General features: G+C 45.9%; 14 protein-coding genes. 6 read left to right on the forward strand and 8 right to left on the reverse strand.

The features are described 5' to 3' along the window. The first annotated feature begins 347 nt into the window (after positions 1-347). From QUB35_RS27385 to QUB35_RS27395, 3 genes are all read left to right on the forward strand, one after another. Positions 348-920, forward strand: coding sequence for a hypothetical protein (locus tag QUB35_RS27385; RefSeq protein ID WP_333144787.1), 573 nt, complete (start codon positions 348-350; stop codon positions 918-920). A 232-nt stretch (positions 921-1,152) separates the two neighbouring features. After that, entirely contained in the window at positions 1,153-1,869 is a 717-nt protein-coding gene (locus QUB35_RS27390; RefSeq protein WP_333144788.1) for a GUN4 N-terminal ARM-like repeat domain-containing protein, read from the forward strand. A gap of 357 nt (positions 1,870-2,226) precedes the next feature. Then, on the forward strand, positions 2,227-2,787 hold the full coding sequence (locus tag QUB35_RS27395) for a Uma2 family endonuclease (protein WP_333144789.1): 561 nt from the start codon (positions 2,227-2,229) through the stop codon (positions 2,785-2,787). Between the two features lie 146 nt (positions 2,788-2,933). Here the strand turns inward: QUB35_RS27395 and QUB35_RS27400 are convergent, their stop codons facing one another. After that, on the reverse strand, positions 2,934-3,251 hold the full coding sequence (locus QUB35_RS27400; RefSeq protein WP_333144790.1) for a hypothetical protein: 318 nt from the start codon (positions 3,249-3,251) through the stop codon (positions 2,934-2,936). Between the two features lie 218 nt (positions 3,252-3,469). Between QUB35_RS27400 and QUB35_RS27405 the strand changes: the two genes are divergently transcribed. From QUB35_RS27405 to QUB35_RS27415, 3 genes are all read left to right on the forward strand, one after another. Next, positions 3,470-4,864, forward strand: a complete 1,395-nt coding sequence (locus QUB35_RS27405) for an ATP-binding protein (RefSeq protein WP_333144791.1) — start codon at positions 3,470-3,472, stop codon at positions 4,862-4,864. A gap of 8 nt (positions 4,865-4,872) precedes the next feature. Then, entirely contained in the window at positions 4,873-6,168 is a 1,296-nt protein-coding gene (locus tag QUB35_RS27410; RefSeq protein ID WP_333144792.1) for a tetratricopeptide repeat protein, read from the forward strand. A 71-nt stretch (positions 6,169-6,239) separates the two neighbouring features. Next, on the forward strand, positions 6,240-6,896 hold the full coding sequence (locus tag QUB35_RS27415) for a restriction endonuclease subunit R (RefSeq protein ID WP_333144793.1): 657 nt from the start codon (positions 6,240-6,242) through the stop codon (positions 6,894-6,896). A gap of 35 nt (positions 6,897-6,931) precedes the next feature. Here the strand turns inward: QUB35_RS27415 and QUB35_RS27420 are convergent, their stop codons facing one another. The 7 genes from QUB35_RS27420 to QUB35_RS27450 form a co-directional block, all read right to left on the reverse strand. Further along, positions 6,932-7,534, reverse strand: a complete 603-nt coding sequence (locus tag QUB35_RS27420) for a hypothetical protein (protein ID WP_333144794.1) — start codon at positions 7,532-7,534, stop codon at positions 6,932-6,934. Positions 7,535-7,576: 42 nt separating this feature from the next. Further along, positions 7,577-8,296, reverse strand: coding sequence for a DUF2786 domain-containing protein (locus tag QUB35_RS27425; protein ID WP_333144795.1), 720 nt, complete (start codon positions 8,294-8,296; stop codon positions 7,577-7,579). Between the two features lie 146 nt (positions 8,297-8,442). After that, positions 8,443-9,657, reverse strand: coding sequence for a DUF790 family protein (locus QUB35_RS27430; RefSeq protein ID WP_333144796.1), 1,215 nt, complete (start codon positions 9,655-9,657; stop codon positions 8,443-8,445). 15 nt (positions 9,658-9,672) lie between these two features. Continuing rightward, positions 9,673-10,134, reverse strand: a complete 462-nt coding sequence (locus QUB35_RS27435) for a DUF3598 family protein (protein WP_333144797.1) — start codon at positions 10,132-10,134, stop codon at positions 9,673-9,675. Between the two features lie 270 nt (positions 10,135-10,404). Then, complete coding sequence (locus QUB35_RS27440; RefSeq protein WP_333144798.1) at positions 10,405-13,230, reverse strand: C2 family cysteine protease; 2,826 nt, start codon at positions 13,228-13,230, stop codon at positions 10,405-10,407. A 767-nt stretch (positions 13,231-13,997) separates the two neighbouring features. After that, the gene (locus tag QUB35_RS27445; protein ID WP_333144799.1) at positions 13,998-14,174 is read right to left on the reverse strand and encodes a hypothetical protein; all 177 of its coding nucleotides are present in this window, start codon (positions 14,172-14,174) and stop codon (positions 13,998-14,000) included. Between the two features lie 97 nt (positions 14,175-14,271). Beyond that, positions 14,272-15,810 (reverse strand): DEAD/DEAH box helicase family protein, encoded by a 1,539-nt coding sequence (locus QUB35_RS27450; RefSeq protein ID WP_333144800.1) that lies wholly within the window; start codon positions 15,808-15,810, stop codon positions 14,272-14,274. Positions 15,811-16,704: the final 894 nt, after the last annotated feature.

A 16,704-nucleotide genomic window follows, 5' to 3' on the forward strand; every position in this document is an offset into this window, starting at 1 on the left:
GCAGGCTACTTCAGTCTACACCAATTGTCGTGAGTATTACCTACAAGTCTAGGAAAATATCATCCTAGCAATTGCTCTTGTGTGGTTCCCCCGGAGTGCGGTTGTGGTTGTGGTTGTAGTTGTGGTGGTGTTTGTTGTCGCAACGGCCTTTAATCGAGGCGGTTGAAACTAGATCCCAATATCAGTCTACCTAATCCCGGAGGGGGTCAGTTTCAGAGAACGGTGAATGGGAAAATAAACAGGTAAGGCGAGTCTGTCGGTGGAGTTTCCCCGCCTATCAACTTCCTTACCTTCTGATGTTCGGGATTTGGATCTGGCACAATCGTATTTCATCTCGTAAAAACCCAATGGAAAATACTCTCGAAACTACCCGCAGACAGCGCGTATTGACAAGAACCCAGGAACGGCGTCAGGCAACACCCAAAGAAAAACAGTTGATTCACCTGCTAGCCAATATGGCTTGCAGTTTGATTAAATACGACTACAAACACGCAGCGGGCAAGGGTACTCTCCCGCCTTCGGAAAGCAAGCGTTTAGCGGAATGGCACTACCTGCGAGTTCAGCAAATTCGCAGGATCGAACGCTCATTGGAGCCCGTAGCGACCCTTAAGCGCGTGTACTACAAGAGCATCCTCAGTCCGAGGGATCTGAAGTCTTTGAAACTTCTGTGGCTGGAGGAGGACAAAAACCGCGTCAAACGGGTCGATCCTGAGTTGGACGACATCCTCAGCGAAGCTTTGGATCGGGGAGATACTTTAAAACAGCTATTTCACTCGATCGAAGTCAAAGAACGCACCTTTTCTGCAACTCCTAGCCCCGGCGCCGTGCCGCTTTGGGTCAAAGAGTGGGAAGACTCGGAATATGACATAAACTTTTTTCCGCCTTCCTTCCCTGCATGGGTTTCGATCGTGGACGACTAGGTTCAGGAAAAACTCTTTGACATGGCATCGATCGCAAATTTCAGATGGTAGACTTATTTGCGATTGCTGCCATTGGCCAAGAGTGTGCGGGCGTGAGGCTAAACGAGGCGGCGTTGCGCGCAGGCATCCGAGTACACAGAAGTGAATCGGAGTCAGTACCATTGTACAATGGGGGAAAACCAGGGCTTCAGCTAATCGCTGATAGCTGATAGCTGATAGCTGATAGTTTCTCATGACTGACTCGATTTCTACTTCTCCTCTAGACTCGGCGGCCGATACAGCCGAACTCCGCTCTCAGTTGAGGTCGGGTTCGGAAAAAACTCAACTGCAACTGCTGCAACAACAAATAGCAGATTCCGGTTGGGATGTATTGATGGAATTTTTATTAGAGCGCAAGTCAGATGCACCGACTGCGGTAATGGGTAAGGCTTACCAAATTCTTTACAGTGCTGGTTCTCCGAGAGTGGCGGAGTTTTTGCAAGCGAATTTTCCAACTGGGGTTGTGCCGCTGCGATCGGACTCTAACATTGATTACACTCCGCTGCAACAATTATTGGCGTTACAGGAATTTCAAGAAGCCGATCGCTTAACTTTAGACAAGCTTTGTGAATTGGCTGGTGATACAGCTTCTGTGAGAAAGTGGCTGTATTTTACCCAAGTTGAGAGTTTGCCCGTAACGGATTTGCAAACAATTAATACGCTGTGGAAAGTTCATTCCGAAGGCAAATTTGGCTTTTCGGTGCAGCGGGAAATTTGGCTAGGTTCGGGGAAGAATTGGGATAAGTTGTGGCCACTAATTGGCTGGAAAAAGGGGAATAATTGGACGCGGTATCCGCAAGAGTTTATCTGGGATTTGAGCGCGCCTAGGGGTCATTTGCCGCTGTCGAATCAGTTGCGGGGAGTGCAGCCTTTTGCAGCTTTGATGGCTCATCCTGCCTGGTTGAAGTGAATGGTTTTGGGGCTTTTGGAGAATGCGGGGCGGGCTGGATGGCCTGCCCCGCTATTGTTTTTGGGGAATTGGGATTGGGATTTTTGAGGCGCAGAAATTCACAGAAATTCACAGGCGGGATGCCTGTTCCAATTTTGGCATAGAGAGAGAAGGGCGATCGTATTTCTAGGAATGTTGGGAAATTTTGTATAATTGATATTTGATATCATGTCCGGTCGATTACCCTGATTCCTGTAGGGGCGGGTTCACCAATAATATTTGCCAAAAACGGACAATCTCACAAACCCGCCCCGACCAATGTATTATGGGTGAGCGATCGGACATGATAGGAGTTAATTAGCGAGAGGGCTGGGAGTCATGGTAGGCATCGGAACCAAACTCACTTTAGCAGAATTTCTAGCTTTGCCCGACGGAGATGTATATTGTGAGTTTGTAGATGGTGAAGCAGTTCCTAAAGTGTCTCCAAAATTTTTTCATTCCAGTTTACAGGGAGCTTTGTGTGACCTGATTCGTGTATGGTGTAAAGGACGCGGGCGAGTGCTTCCAGAATGGGCAATTTTGTTAAAACGTCAGGATAAAGATTGGGCACCTGTTCCCGATTTAACGTACATTTCTTATGAACGTCTGCCGAAAAGTTGGCGGCGAAATGAAGCTTGTCCCGCAATTCCTGAACTGGTGATTGAGATTATATCGCCCGATCAAACGATGAAGGAATTTGAAGAGAAGGCGAAAGATTATTTGGCGGCGGGCGTTCCGCGAGTTTGGGCGATAGATCCAGAGGCTATTTTAATTAGAAGTTTTTTGACCGATGGTTCGAGTCAAGTTTATACGGATAATACAGTAATTTTGGATGAGTTGCTGCCTGGTTTGGAGTTGACGACTAGACAGATTTTTGAAGAAGCGGAATTGATTGATTGAGGGCGATCGTACTCTGTGCAAGATATCAGTCGTAGGGTGCGTGACAACGGGAAAACTTTGAAGGAGTGGCGGTGGGACTATTGACTGTCACGCACCGCACGCGGGCAAAGCATTGAATAATACGCTGTCACCGGAAACGATATCACTTACACTTCGAGACGGATTTTGACTGTAGTGCCAAAAGCTTTTCTGAAGGCTGATTCAACATCGGGAAGTTTTTGAATGGCCATTAGCAAAAGTGGTGTTGACGAGACTTTAATCCGGGCTTCGCCATCATGGAGACCAATCAGTTTTCCGTGCTGTCGCATCAGTTCTTTAGTCGTGCGTGCTGATATGTGAAGTAGCACAGTTTTCCATGTTAGGTCTAGTATTCCTTGCATGGCTTCTTCTATTTGTTTGAGGGTGTCGTTTTTTTTAGGTAAAACGCCTGGTAGTTCCAGTTGAACGAAATTTTGTGCTTGCATAGTCTTACTCATGATGAAGAAATGATTGTTTTAACTGGGAAATGAGCGATATCGCCTAACTTGCTTCCCATCTCTATATTCCTTGAACAGCAAAGGTTTGACGGCTCAATTTCAACGCACCTCTGGCGCTGTATCCAAAAGTGAGCCAAAATTGAGCCGCGCCACAAATTGGCAGATGTTATAAGTTAAATATGGTTACTGAAGGTTAAAAAATCAGCATGGCAGCTACTCTAAGAGCATCTGAATCTGGGCTGGAAATAGTCGATCGGGCAAGGCGAAAGAAAGGCTTGGAAAAACAAGCTTCTAGCTGGTGCGGAGATGCCCAAACTTCAGTCGCAACTTTAAAGCGGTTTTGGCGGCGAAAGCCTATTGGGCAGGAGGTTTTTGTCAAGATTTGCAAGGCTATAGAATTGGATAACTGGGAAGATATTGTTGATGATAGTCCCTTGTCTCAGACAGATTCGAGAGCAGAGTTTTTTGCTTGTGACGATGCTTGGGTTGGTCGAAAAGACTTGATTAGTCAACTCACAGAGAAAGTTCAGGGATCGTGTCGCTTGTTAATTCTTCTGGGCATCGCGGGAATTGGTAAAACGGCTTTAGCTGAAAGATTGGCGGTGGAGTTACAAGACGACGATCGTAAGTTTCATCAGGAGAATTTTGAAAACCAGCAGCAAGCTTCTGATTTTGCTAGTGTGGCGATTCGATGGCTGGAAAAGTGGGGAGAACGGATTACGCCAGATGACCGCAAAGATACACAGCGGTTGTTGAATAGATTGGTCAAGCGATTGCGAGAAAATCGGTATTTGGTGGTGATAGATTCTCTGGAACTGATTTTAAAAGGAAATGAAGAAACAGGCTGGAATGGTTTTCAGGATGAGTTGTGGGCAAAATTTTTTGAAACTTTTTTGGCAGTAGAATCTTTCCAAAGTCGTATCATCGTAACATCGCAGGATTTGCCAGAGCAAATTCCGGCTCGTTATAAAAATTTCTGGTATCGCCAAGAATTGAAGGGACTGACACCATCAGAACAGTTAGCCTTGTTCGATAAAACTGGACTAGAGGTTGATATAGATTCACCAAACAAACCTTATTTAGAACGAATCGGCGCTGCTTATGAAGGGCATCCATTGGCTTTGCGGGTGATTGCTGGGGAAATTGGCAGTCATCCTTTTTATGGTAACGTGACGGGTTATTGGAATAAATACGGGCAGGAAATTGAAGAAGTGGAGAAGGCAATTGAGGAAGCTAAGACCAAAGGAATAACGGCATCAGCAGATGACGACTGGCGACTGGATCGATATACTCGCGAACTGCGAAAAAATGTGCTAGTCCGGCTGGAAAAGACGTTTGAGAGATTGAAAAAAGATGTTTTGAATGCCTATCGATTGCTTTGCGAAGCTTCGGTGTATCGCTGTGCAGTACCGGAAGAGTTTTGGCTGAGTCATTTGGAAGATTGGGATTGCGATGACCAGAAGCAAGAGTTAGCGTTGGAGGCGCTGCGCGATCGCTTTTTGGTAGAAGAAGAATTAATTGACGATGAGATACACTTGCGGCAGCACAATTTAATTCGCAGCGTAGCACTTGAACACTTAAAGCAATTGACAGCGAGGTAGTGGGCAATATGAAGAGTGCTTTTGCTGAATTTGATTTTAAAAGTCAAAATGGTTTGGATGTTGACATCACGCCACCGGGAGAGTGGATGCTGGCTAATCTGGGAATTGATCTAGCAGCACCGGAGTTTAGGGAACTGCCCCCTTGTAAACGCGCTCAGTACAGAGCGGTTAAAAATTGGCTGACGAGGTACAAACTGAAGCCGGATGCTTCCAATCTTGAGAAAGTTCGGCGATACTTGGAAGCATTTCACCATCTGTGCGAAGTGGAAGACTGGGAAAGAGCTTGGGGAATTATTACTACTAGCATCAATTCGTCAAGTCATGAGGAATTACGTATTCAGCTATACGTTTGGGCATACAATTATGAACTGATTGATATGTGCCAAAGACTCTTAAGCAAGTTAGATTCTCCCCGAAATGCTATTCTTTGTCAAAATCTAGGAATTGCTTATAAGAATCTTGGAGACCATGCCAAAGCTATGGAGTACCATCAGCAGAATTTGACTATCGCACTCCAACTTTCAGACCTACAGGGTGTGCATAGTTCTTGTGGAAATTTGGGAGTTGCTTATAAGAATCTTGGAGACTATACTACAGCTATTCATTACTATTGGCAGAGTTGGACGATTGCGCTGGTACTGGAGGACCTACAGGGGATGGGAACTGCCCTAGGAAATCTGGGAGTTGCTTACAATAACCTTGGAGATTACACAATGGCGATTGAGTATCATCAACAACATTTATCGATCGCTAGGCAAATAGAAAACTGCCAGGAAGAAGGAAATGCTCTAGCGAATCTAGGCAAAACTTACCTAGACCTGCGAGCTTATGCTAAAGCAATTGATTACTCCCAGCAAAGTTTGGCAATCTGGCAGGAAATTGGACACCGCTACAAGGAAGGAATAGCTCTGGGAAATTTAGGGCTAGCTTACTATTCACTTAATGATTATACGAAAGCAATTGATTGTCAGCAGAGAAGTTTAGCGATTTCAGATGAAATAGGAGATCGCTATGGAAAAGCAATGGATTTGTGTCATTTAGGGGCTATCTTAGCCGCACTTGGTCAATATTCACAATCCCTAGAATATTTACAGAAATCAATACATATTTGTACAAAAATAGGCGCTCTTTTTATGGAGGCTTATGCTCTCAGTCAACTGACGGTAGTTTTTCTGAAACTAGGCAACCTCTCTCTAGCGCTTGAGTATTGCGATCGCGCTTTGTCCATATCCACAGAATTAGGCATCCCGCTAGCAAAAGAATGTCAAGAGTTAAAAGAAAAATTGCTGCTCGATCGAGCATAGCTTATGAGATTCTGAAACTGCACGAGCTAAAATAAGAGGTAGAATTTATCGTATCCCAATATTCTTAGGCTATGACTGCTCTCAATGCTAAAAATTTAACTCTCAGTGAAGTTCTCCGCCTGCTAAAATTCCAGAAATTGCCCAACGGCTCATTCACTCCGTTATTATCCCTAGAACCTTTAACCGAATTTGAACAACAAGAACTTATACAAACCTGCGAAGACTTCGATAGCTACCTGACAGATGGCAAGGTTTCTGAAGGCCAAGTCAAGTTAGTATCTGTTGGCCCGTTACTGCGGCTGGCTGGTTTTTATCGATCGCCAATTAAGATGTTTTTGGAAGAAGGTATCGCCGATATTGCTGTAGAAGATGAAGGCGCAACTATTACAGGGCGTTTGGATCTGTTAGCGATCGACAAAAATACACTCACAACTACAGATGTACCTTTCTGGATTTTAGTAATTGAAACGAAAAATAGTGCGATCGATGTATTGGCCGGCTTGCCTCAGTTACTCGCGTATGCTTATAAAAGCCTAGAGCATCAAACATCCGTCTGGGGGTTAGTGACAAACGGAGCGCGCTATCAGTTCGCTTACATCCAGTCGGGAACTCCTCCTACTTTTCAGTTGATGCCGTTACTAAATTTAATGGACTGTGAACCTGCTATCCAGATTTTACAAGTTCTAAAAGCTATTGGCAAGTTACAAAATACTCGCCTCGGTAACTGATACTAAAAAGCCCCTAAATTATCACATAAAATCAGCTAACCTTCCCGCACCATCCATACCAAAAAACCCAAAATTTGCTCGACAGGAGGAAGTGGATAATCAATCAAGTCAATTGTCACTGTTTGCCCTTCGAGTTTGAGGAATCGCCACTGAGTGCCATTGCTTACCACACCATAAATTATGGGAATCGGCTTTTTCTTAGCCTCATTAAATTTTTGTGCTGCCACCATTTCAGCAATACATTGCCCGAATCCTGTTCTGAGGTCAGATTTTTTTGCCTCCACAATGATGACGGCCGGTGCTTCGATTTCTAGAATTTCTTCGGAACGGCTAAAGAGAAAATCACACACGCCGTTCAGTCCAATTGATTCGTCTACTGTGAAGTCTTCTCCAGAAAATAAGCTGACTCGCCGCTGTAAAATTCGTCTCGCTTCTAGCAAAACAGGGAAAATAATTCCTTCAGAACGAGCTTTTTCGCTGGCGGATGAGGCAAACGGCAGGCTTTCTTCCAAAAAGGCAGTCAGTGCTGGAGAAGGGGAAATAGGGTCAATGTTAGGCAAAAAACGAACTGCTTCTACAGTGGTTAGATTAAATGCTTCCTTGACTTTACCGATTGTGGTGAAAGAACTGTAGGGCATAGGGATTAACAGTATAAATTGAATGGCTAACTATACTTAAACTCACAGAGATTCATTGAGTTGTTTTTGTTCCTCTTCAGGCTGCACTTGCTTGTGCAAACTAATTTTATCGCCGACTTCATACCCCGAATTAAAACCCGCCGCGCTGCTGACTTGAGAACTACTTCTTGTTTTAATTTTAGCCCCTCGGCCCTCTAGATAATCGGCGATCGCCTGTTGATTTTTCTCAAACATCGATCGCACTACAATCGCTGGAGTCGCCGCCACATCCCCCGAACCCGGAATCCCCGACTCTTCCATCTCCTGTTTTTGTTCCAACAATCTTTGTCTCAACCTCGTCGCGCATCCAACCCGAAAAGCATTCAGATACGCCAACCCCCTGCCGTTTCCTTTGCGGTATTTAGCCCTTTTTTCAATTGCAGAACTCAAATACTCGTACAGATGTTTGCAAACAATCAGGTTTGTAGAAGTTCCCACCAAAAACATACTGCCATTATAAGTATTTCGCATGGCATTGCAACCGTTAGCGTCGGCAATTCCCGAAAGCAGCATCATTTTCCAAGTGACAAATTTCGATGTTGTTTCAACTGAGTCTTCGTCAATCTCTTCTTGGTGATTTGGCCCTAAATCCGCGAGGCTGAGATTGTACTGTGCCAGTAAAAGGGAAGCTTTTTCGGCCGCAGCAGTCGATTCGTTTTCATTGGATGAGGTGGCGAGGGCTAAAAGCTTTTTGATTCTTTCGACAATACTTGTGTCTGCCATTTTTCAATCGGTTTTAGGGTGAGAGAGGATTTGGCGATCGAGGTGACTTTAGTATAATACCAAATCTGACTTAAATATCCCTCTTATTTCTTAGTCCGCGCAGGCGGACTTTGTTTGTGTAGTCGCGGTTTCAACCGCCGAGAACTCTATTCGAGGACTTCCAGGACTGATTTGGGCAACAATTTATCTTTAAACCAGACTACTTTTGCTGGCACATCATTTACATTCACCCCGGCTTTTTCTAAATTCAGCCGTTCGGAAATAGCTAAAATCAAGTGATCGCATTCAGACTTCTGTACTTGTGCAAATTTCTTTTGCAAATACTCCGGCCGCCAATAGCCAACTATTTCTAATAAAAACACTCGTCCGTCGGGATGCACTAACCGAAAGTCGGGAATCATCACACTACCTGGAATCGGAATTAAATCAACTTCTCGTTCTAGTTGCCACTCGGTTTTTGTGGAATTCCATCTTTCAGCAAATGCTGCTTCTAACATACTATCATAAGGCTTGCCAGGGGGATAGTGGCTGACTAAACCGCAGTCGGAATTTAGGGTGAATTTACCTGTTTTCAAAACGCCGCTAAAAGGGTCTTTTGTGTGCAGTATCGAGTGCATACTCCATTTGGTGACGTGCAGCAGTGCGGGCAGCATTTTCGCCAGGGCTAAGCCGTAGCGGGTACTGGGTTTGAATAAGCTTGTAGGGCCGTCTATTGTCAGTGTAAAACCGTGGTCTGCATCGCCTTCGATGTAAGTCATTAATTGAAATAGTTTCAGATAGCGAAATAAGAGTTTGTATTCTCCTGGATCGTTGCGGTGGGCGGTTAATTGGACTTGACTTGCTCTGTAAAATATGCCTTGAACTTGAGAAAGATTGTATTTGTGAAGCAAGTTTTCGGGAGTTGGTGCATTAAACTCAGTGAGGATTTTGTTTTCGTTTAAATCCGCGTATAAACCTGTAGTGATTTCGCGAGGCAAAACTTCTCTGTTTAAGTCTTGGCTGAGTTCACTTGCTACTTTTTCCAGGGTTAATTGGGTGGATTGAGGGCTGGGAGTCGATCGCGCGGACAAGGCAAAAACCCGCTGTCTCAACTCTGAGGGTTCTAGGGGACTGATGACTTCCAAGGTGCAGAAACCGCCTTTCAGCAGGTGCGCTAATCCCCGTTTCAGCCGATAATCCGGGCTGTCGCCTTCTAATTCTAGCAAGCGTCCGTCGAGCTCGCCTTGGGTTTTGCCGATCGACTCTTGAAAGCAGTTTATCGTTTCGGTAGCTGCTTCTAAGTTTTTAGCATCTATCTTGAGGCGGAGAGGAATAATTGATTCCCCGTTTTGGCGGTGACTTAATAAATCAGTGGGTAACATAAGCAGTGAAAATTTTTACTGAATTTTTTGTTCAACAATCACCATAACTCCCCTAAGTTTTCCCTCTTCTGTCAAGCTTTGGGTAGTCCGAATTCGGCGATCGGAACTGACAAGATGGATTGTTTCAACAGCCCTCATCAAGCCAGTTGCTTTGTCCCATACTTGAAAAATTATCAACTCATCTCCAACTTCTGTCGCTAGTGTATTGTAGTTGGAAAAAACCGAGTCGCGACCTTCAATTTGCACTTGACCTTCGCCGACAACATAACCCACAAAATTTTGGGTTTCACTCTGGCCATTGGCATAAGTTTGAAGGTTAGTTTGCCTCCACTCGTTATCAACTATTTTCTGGGTTACTACTGCTTTAAAACGCCGGGTTTCTTTGCAGTCGGCATCGAGTATTGTCCAGTCTCCCTCCCAAACTCCTGTATGTTTGGGAAAAATTTTAAAGTTAGTTAGTTGTGCAGTTTCGCTCATTTTTAGGTAATGTGAATTAGTTGTTGATGATATTTTATTCCAGCTTCCTTTAATTTTAGTGTAGCCACAATCATAGAAGAGGATATTACTCAAAGACCTCTAATTGAGGCGCAGCCCAAAATTGCGTGTCGGTACGAGTTGGAACCTATTGCGTAGGTTGGGTTGACAATCGGAAACCCAACAGCCGTTTACTAGGTTGGGTCTCGCGAAACGAGACCCAACCTACATCTGTTCCAGCTTAACAGTTGGGTTTTGAAGAAGCGATAAATACTATGGCTGGGTCAGACTCACCCGACGAAATTGCTGCAACAACCGGTTGAAGGTGATCGCCAAAAACCCATCATTTCCGATCTTATTCGGATCTTCCGGTGCGAATAGCGGTACCCCCATGTTGTTTTCATTCTTTCTCAGAGAATTGTCATACCCCCAGGGGTTCCGCAGTAGGATCATCTTTTTACCATCAGCCGCCTCATAGGCATTGTGGATACTGTAGGCATGATTACTAACAAACAAATCTTCAGATCGCTTCCTGGCCTCCAAGCCTGCCACTGCCGTGACATAGCGACCCCCATTCAAGGCATCTTGAATCTGTTGAAAGATTTGCTCGCTCGTAATACTTTTTGAGTTCTTGGGCTTGCCACTCTCACCTAAATTTTCGCTCACCATATAATTTGGATTGGCTCGGTTGTCGGGATTCCACGCCATTTCTGTGATCGCCTGATTTGTGAGCCGTTTGAGGGCAACCCCCGGCCAATCGCCATTCCCAATCGCATTATAGCCATCGCGACCGGTCTCCTCACCCCGGAACTTAGCGTAGGCACGTTCAACAATGGGGGCCCAGATGGATTCCCCCGACGCTTGGTTCGGGTCTCGTTGCTTCTGATCCCATTTCACCCCAAACATTTCATTTTTCTTGGTCTTCTCATTTTCCTTGGTCACCACCTGGTCGTCCACGGTGACCATGCGCGGTTCGCCTGTTCTGTAGTTGTAGAACTGGAGGGTATAGTTGTTACCATCGCTCTTAATGAGATCGTTGAGCACTCCACTCTGCTTGGAGATCGGCTGGCTGACATCTTCGATCTTGCCGAACGTGGCCGCCAGGGCTGCAAGAAAGGCGCAGTCGCCGAACCTTCCTTGGTTGAGGCCAGAGATTTCAATCGGCCGATCTCGACCGCCCGTTAGAGGCGCATAGACTAATTTATGAGGCGTATCTTCTTTGAGACCCGTATCAGCCCGCTTCCCCTTTTCTAGAAATGTGGCGCGGGGCAACTGAGTGTCAGCACTCGCACTGCGTACCGCGTTTGCAATCGGCGTTCCCGTCACAGTGGCATTCAGCCTGTCAGCACTCGCACTGCGTACCGCGTTTGCAACCGCCGTTCCCGTCACCGTGGTATTCAGAGTATAGTCACCCAAGCCCGGAGCATCCACACTGGTGGCAAACACTACATATTGACCCCCCTGTTCCGTGGTGAAACTCACCTGGGCATTGAAGTCTCCGCCACTGGTGTTAATGTCATTGTTTTCAACGATCACTTCGCCCGTGAGCAGATCGACCACGGTCAAATAGGCATCGAAGTCATCCGATTGTTGAGTCACAGTCACCGTTAACCCAGCACCCAGTTCCTCTAGGAGATAGGGATCGGCATAGTTTTCCAGATCGTTCGGATCGAAGTCATCGTTTTGAGTCAAGGTGCCCGTTGTGGGGACGCCGGGGAAAAGTGGCTCATAGGCTTCAATGTCCACCCGGCTGCCAGGTTCGGAAATAGCAGCAATTTTGTAGGGCGTTGCCACCCCTGGGGCGGTGACATTGACGAAATAAGTACCGGGGTTGATGTTATCTTCCTGGATTTCATTGGTTCCCTGGGCAACAATCTCATCCGCATCCAACTGGTTGTTGCTATTGCGATCGCTCCACACAGTAAGGTTTAGATCCGCCTTCCGGTTCTCGGCAAACACATCTAGATAACCGCCGGGGTTGAGCACTTCCAGGCGATAGGCATCCACTGCATCAGCCCCGCCGACATAATCATGCAATTCCACCTCCCCATCGGTTGGCAAAGTCCGTGATGTGCTGGGTCGATCGCCCGCCAAATCAGGGGCTACAGTCCCGGCAACACCTGCCAAACTCAGGCTGTAGTTGGTATTCTCTTCAAAGGCCTCCACCGATAGGAAATATTTACCCGGATCGAGAGTTACATTCTCACTGGTTTCATTCGCAATTCCCGATCGCTCCGATGCGGAGATGATTTCATCTCCTCCTAATTCCCCATCGTCGTTTTTATCCTTATATAGTGCCACATCCGCATCTGCGCTCAAGCCACTCAAGCCCAAGTTAACAATGCTCGTTTCCTTCACCTGGAATTGGAAAAAGTCGGCATAATCTTCATCGCTCACTGCCCCCTGAAGGTTAGCTCCTCCCGGTATCGAACCCAGCACTGTAGCCCCCGGTTCCGTATCGTCCAGTGTCGCTTTGACGGTACTGAATAAGCCACTCAGGCTAGCAGGGCTGACTCCCTGCACCCGCGCCAAGATTGCACCAGTTGCTTTCAGCCGAATGAATGTATCGGTTCCATTCGCTTCCAGCGTTACGTCGGCTTCAGTCAGGGCATCGCCTGCTCCATCCGTCAGAGCGATGACATCGCCCTCTTCATCGCTAAAATCGGCGATCGTATCGGCGAGAGCCGGATTGGTTACAGCATCAGCGACATTCAAAACAAAAGCATCGGAACCATCGCTGCCAATTAGGCTATCAACTCCAGCACCCCCGGCTAGGAAATCGTCTCCCTCTTGACCTATTAATGTATCGTTGCCTTCACCGCCATAGATAACATCATTACCGCGTTCTCCCTGGAGATAATCTGCTCCAGCATTGCCCAACAGCAGATCGGCTCCGCGTCCGCCTTGTAGGCTGTCATTCCCGATTCCACCGGAGATCGAGTCCGAGCCGTCGTTCCCATACACCAAATCCGGGCGATCTGAGCCCACAATGGAATCTGCTCCTGCGAGCGATCGAATCCCAAAACCGGCCGGAACTTTGGAGTCGATCGTAAAAATATCGACACCGCTGGTCAAATCAAACAAGTTATTGGACGCCATTAGTATATGATCCCTTAATGATGAATGTATGAAGACATGAAAAATCCCACCAGCAATACCTCGGAATTAGTTAGAGCTGTGAATTAGTTGTGTATCCCAAATCCGGCTGAAATATCCCCTTGATGTCTTAGTCTGTCCTTAACTAAGTTCGAGGATAAAGTCCGGCAGACGTTGTAATTGGTTCTCGTGAGTTTTAGGTAATTTTAAAAATAAAACTTCCCGTGCTACAGCCCGGAAAGCCTGCGTGAGCGGATGCTCACACTACCGTTTCTACCACCAATTCAGAACAGCCAATTTATTCGTCTACTTAGGAGTTGCTGACGACAATATTGATGAGCTATTGCATCTTTATTAACTCTTATCAGACAAATATATCATACTTTAGAGAGATAACAAAGCAATCTGTATAATTAATGAAGGCTTGCTGAATCAGTTGGAAAAGTCAACGCTGTATGGGTTCACGGGGTGACAACCCCGTGAAGCTTGTAAGCTTCCCAAAAATCAGTGTCGCAGATGGCACACTGGCGATAAACTACCGGTAAAAATTGCCAAAGCCCCCGCTCTCGTGAGTTTTAGGTGATAATAAAAATAAAACTTTCGGTGGTAAAGGCCCGAAAGCCTGCGTGAGCGAGACGCTTACACTACTTCCACTACAAATCCAGAATAGCCGTATAGTTTGAGGTCAAAATTTTTCAATAGCCTTTTTCATAAAGGGGCTAACGGAGCTGAATTTGGCATTCTCAGGCTATACACTAAGTTGGCAATATTCAATCTTTATTTTCTTCGTCATAATTTTCTCCCCATTTGGCTGGTGATTCGGCTGCTTTTTTAGTCGCCTCCAGGTTGACTCCGTAAATGGGTGTTGGTTTGACAGTTTCTAATTTCTGATATTCAGGCTTGGGCGGTTCTATTTGTGTTTGTGGTTGGGGTTTGTGAGGCTGCATTCCTCCTCAGCGGCGTTGGGATGTTCTTCGTCGCGAAGAACGCGAATGGAAGAGGGAGAAAGAAAGAAAGAGAGTGTTCAGAAATAGTTTAGGCTTGCTACCAGGGAATTTCATCATTATCTTCTCCCCATTTTGCTGGTGATTCGGCTGCTTTTTTAGTCGCCTCCCGGTTGACTCCGTAAATCGGTGTCGGTTTGACAGTTTCTAATTTGTGATATTCAGGCTTTGGCGGTTCTATTTGTGTTTGTGGTTGGGGTTTGTGAGGCTGCATTCCTCCTCGGCGGCGTTGAGAAGTTCTTTCTTCGCTGGTGTCTTCGGTGACGACTTCGTAGAGAATAGCTAACTTATTTACATCGCTGCTTTTGCGGAGAACTCGACCCAATCGCTGAATGTATTCGCGTTCGCTGCCGGTTCCTGACAATATGATAGCAATTCTGGCGTCGGGAACGTCTACTCCTTCGTTGAGGACGTGGGAGGCGACGAGGGTTTTGTATTCGCCGCTGCGAAAACGATCGAGGATTTCGTGGCGTTCTTTGACTGGGGTTTGGTGGGTTATTGTGGGGATGAGAAATTCTTGGGAAATTCGGTAAACTGTGGCGTTGTCTCCGGTGAAAATTAGGGTGCGCTGGGGAGAGTGTTCTGCTAATATGTTGGCTAAAATTCGCAGTTTTCCTTCAGTACAAAGGGCGATTTCTTTGGCTTGGCGGTGGGCTAGCATGGCGCGCCGTCCCAGGGGCGATCGCGCGCTTGCCATGATAAACTGTTTCCAACCATCGAGGCTAGATATTTTGATGTTAGACTGTTTTAAGAAGTCGTTGCGAATGTTGATTAATTCGGCGTAGCGGTGGGTTTCTTCTGTTGACAGTTTTACCATAATTTGAACTATTTTATGGTCGGCTAAAGCATCGCCTGCCAAATCTTCGGGTCTTTTGCTAAATACTGTCGGGCCGATCAGGAAATGTAAATCGCTGTGGCGGCCATCTGTGCGATCGGGTGTAGCTGTCAGTCCCAGTCTAAAAGGCGCGATCGCATATTCGGAAATTACTCGATAAAAGTCCGTTGGCAAATGGTGGCATTCGTCAAAAACCAGCAAACCGTATTTATTGCCCAAGGTTTCTGCATGAATACTTGCACTGTCGTAGGTTGCCACTAAAATTGGCGTTTTGTCCCGCGAACCTCCGCCCAACAATCCGATTTCGATGTCGGGAAAAGCTGCTTTTAAATTAGCATACCACTGGTGCATTAAATCGAGAGTTGGTACTACAATTAATGTACTGCGACCAGTGACTTGCATGGCTAATTGTGCCAGATAAGTTTTGCCGGAAGCGGTGGGGAGGACGACTACTCCTTGGCTTCCTGCTTCCTGCCAAGCTGCGAGGGCCTGTTCTTGATGTGGGTAAGGCTGCATTTCCACGCTGGGTACGAGTTCGAGTAGTTCGTATGCCCTAGCTTCGTCGGTGAAGTGAATGCACTCGGCTTGGAGGCATTCTACCAGCGGGCGGTAGTGAATTGCTCGAATGCGGTATTTTTCCACGCGATCGTCCCAAGTGGCAAAGTCCACCCAGTCTCTGCCTTTGGGCGGCGGGTGTAGCAAGAGAGTTCCGCGATCGAATGTTAAGGTAGGTATCCGTGGCATTTGTTTAGATATGGGGGCGAGTTATGCCTGTTAAATTATAAGTGACCGATCAAATATATTGACACCAAACTCTCTATAAGTTAGTTTTTTTATAAGCAAATCTATAGAACCACCCTCTACTTTATACCGTTTCGGGTTGTTTGTTGAGATTTTTACCATTTTTTTTAGCCTATAAGTTTGCCAAAATGTCAAAATTTCATTGGCACGTACCTACTTATAGCCATCCTAAATCATTTGTGAATTTCTTACTCCCTCCCCGCGGGTTCGGGGAGGGTTGGGGTGGGGTAAAAATTTTACGACTCTTGCAAGGATTGCTATATAACCACCCTAAATCATTCGCCTAATTATTGTAGGGGCAATCCCCCCGTGGTTGCCCCGATAGATAGGGGATAGGCACTCTTAGCACTCCCCCTACAAATTTACATGAATGATTTAGGATTGCTATAGTTGAAAGTCTGGCGAAAATGTGGGAAGATATAAAAATAGTAGGGCTGCTGAACGGGTAGCTCAATACGGGTGCTTTGCAGAAAAAATCATTTCTATTACCAAGCCCCAAAAACTGCACCTCATTGATTATAATTGGGAGTAATTTAAATAAAAAGTAAGTAAAAAAAAACCAAAAAATGGGTTAGAAAAGGTAAATGTAGAATAACCATTTTAAGCGGCTTGACTTACGAGTATTTTGACGTAATGTATATGAATGCCGACCACGCATATCAAATAAAGTAGGAACAATCTAAAAAGACGATCGACTTGATGGAAAACGATCAATTTGGGAAATTGCGATCGCACTGGCAGAAAATCCCACAAAAATTCTCATAGCCCAGCCGGATTGCCAAATCTAAAATCTACAATGGTATTGTCCCGCTGGGGATGGTTTTTAGGTTAGATTCG

It is taken from the genome of Microcoleus sp. B13-B6, assembly GCF_036705405.1.
Classification (GTDB): Bacteria; Cyanobacteriota; Cyanobacteriia; order Cyanobacteriales; family Microcoleaceae; genus Microcoleus.

Excerpts from the sequence above, each read along its gene's own strand:
- QUB35_RS27445 (WP_333144799.1), bottom strand. The coding sequence starts at position 14,174 with ATGCAGCCTCACAAACCCCAACCACAAACACAAATAGAACCGCCCAAG.
- QUB35_RS27430 (WP_333144796.1), bottom strand. The coding sequence starts at position 9,657 with ATGTTACCCACTGATTTATTAAGTCACCGCCAAAACGGGGAATCAATT.
- QUB35_RS27435 (WP_333144797.1), bottom strand. The coding sequence starts at position 10,134 with ATGAGCGAAACTGCACAACTAACTAACTTTAAAATTTTTCCCAAACAT.
- QUB35_RS27440 (WP_333144798.1), bottom strand. The coding sequence starts at position 13,230 with ATGGCGTCCAATAACTTGTTTGATTTGACCAGCGGTGTCGATATTTTT.
- QUB35_RS27450 (WP_333144800.1), bottom strand. The coding sequence starts at position 15,810 with ATGCCACGGATACCTACCTTAACATTCGATCGCGGAACTCTCTTGCTA.
- QUB35_RS27415 (WP_333144793.1), top strand. The coding sequence starts at position 6,240 with ATGACTGCTCTCAATGCTAAAAATTTAACTCTCAGTGAAGTTCTCCGC.
- QUB35_RS27395 (WP_333144789.1), top strand. The coding sequence starts at position 2,227 with ATGGTAGGCATCGGAACCAAACTCACTTTAGCAGAATTTCTAGCTTTG.
- QUB35_RS27385 (WP_333144787.1), top strand. The coding sequence starts at position 348 with ATGGAAAATACTCTCGAAACTACCCGCAGACAGCGCGTATTGACAAGA.
- QUB35_RS27400 (WP_333144790.1), bottom strand. The coding sequence starts at position 3,251 with ATGCAAGCACAAAATTTCGTTCAACTGGAACTACCAGGCGTTTTACCT.
- QUB35_RS27425 (WP_333144795.1), bottom strand. The coding sequence starts at position 8,296 with ATGGCAGACACAAGTATTGTCGAAAGAATCAAAAAGCTTTTAGCCCTC.
- QUB35_RS27390 (WP_333144788.1), top strand. The coding sequence starts at position 1,153 with ATGACTGACTCGATTTCTACTTCTCCTCTAGACTCGGCGGCCGATACA.
- QUB35_RS27410 (WP_333144792.1), top strand. The coding sequence starts at position 4,873 with ATGAAGAGTGCTTTTGCTGAATTTGATTTTAAAAGTCAAAATGGTTTG.
- QUB35_RS27420 (WP_333144794.1), bottom strand. The coding sequence starts at position 7,534 with ATGCCCTACAGTTCTTTCACCACAATCGGTAAAGTCAAGGAAGCATTT.
- QUB35_RS27405 (WP_333144791.1), top strand. The coding sequence starts at position 3,470 with ATGGCAGCTACTCTAAGAGCATCTGAATCTGGGCTGGAAATAGTCGAT.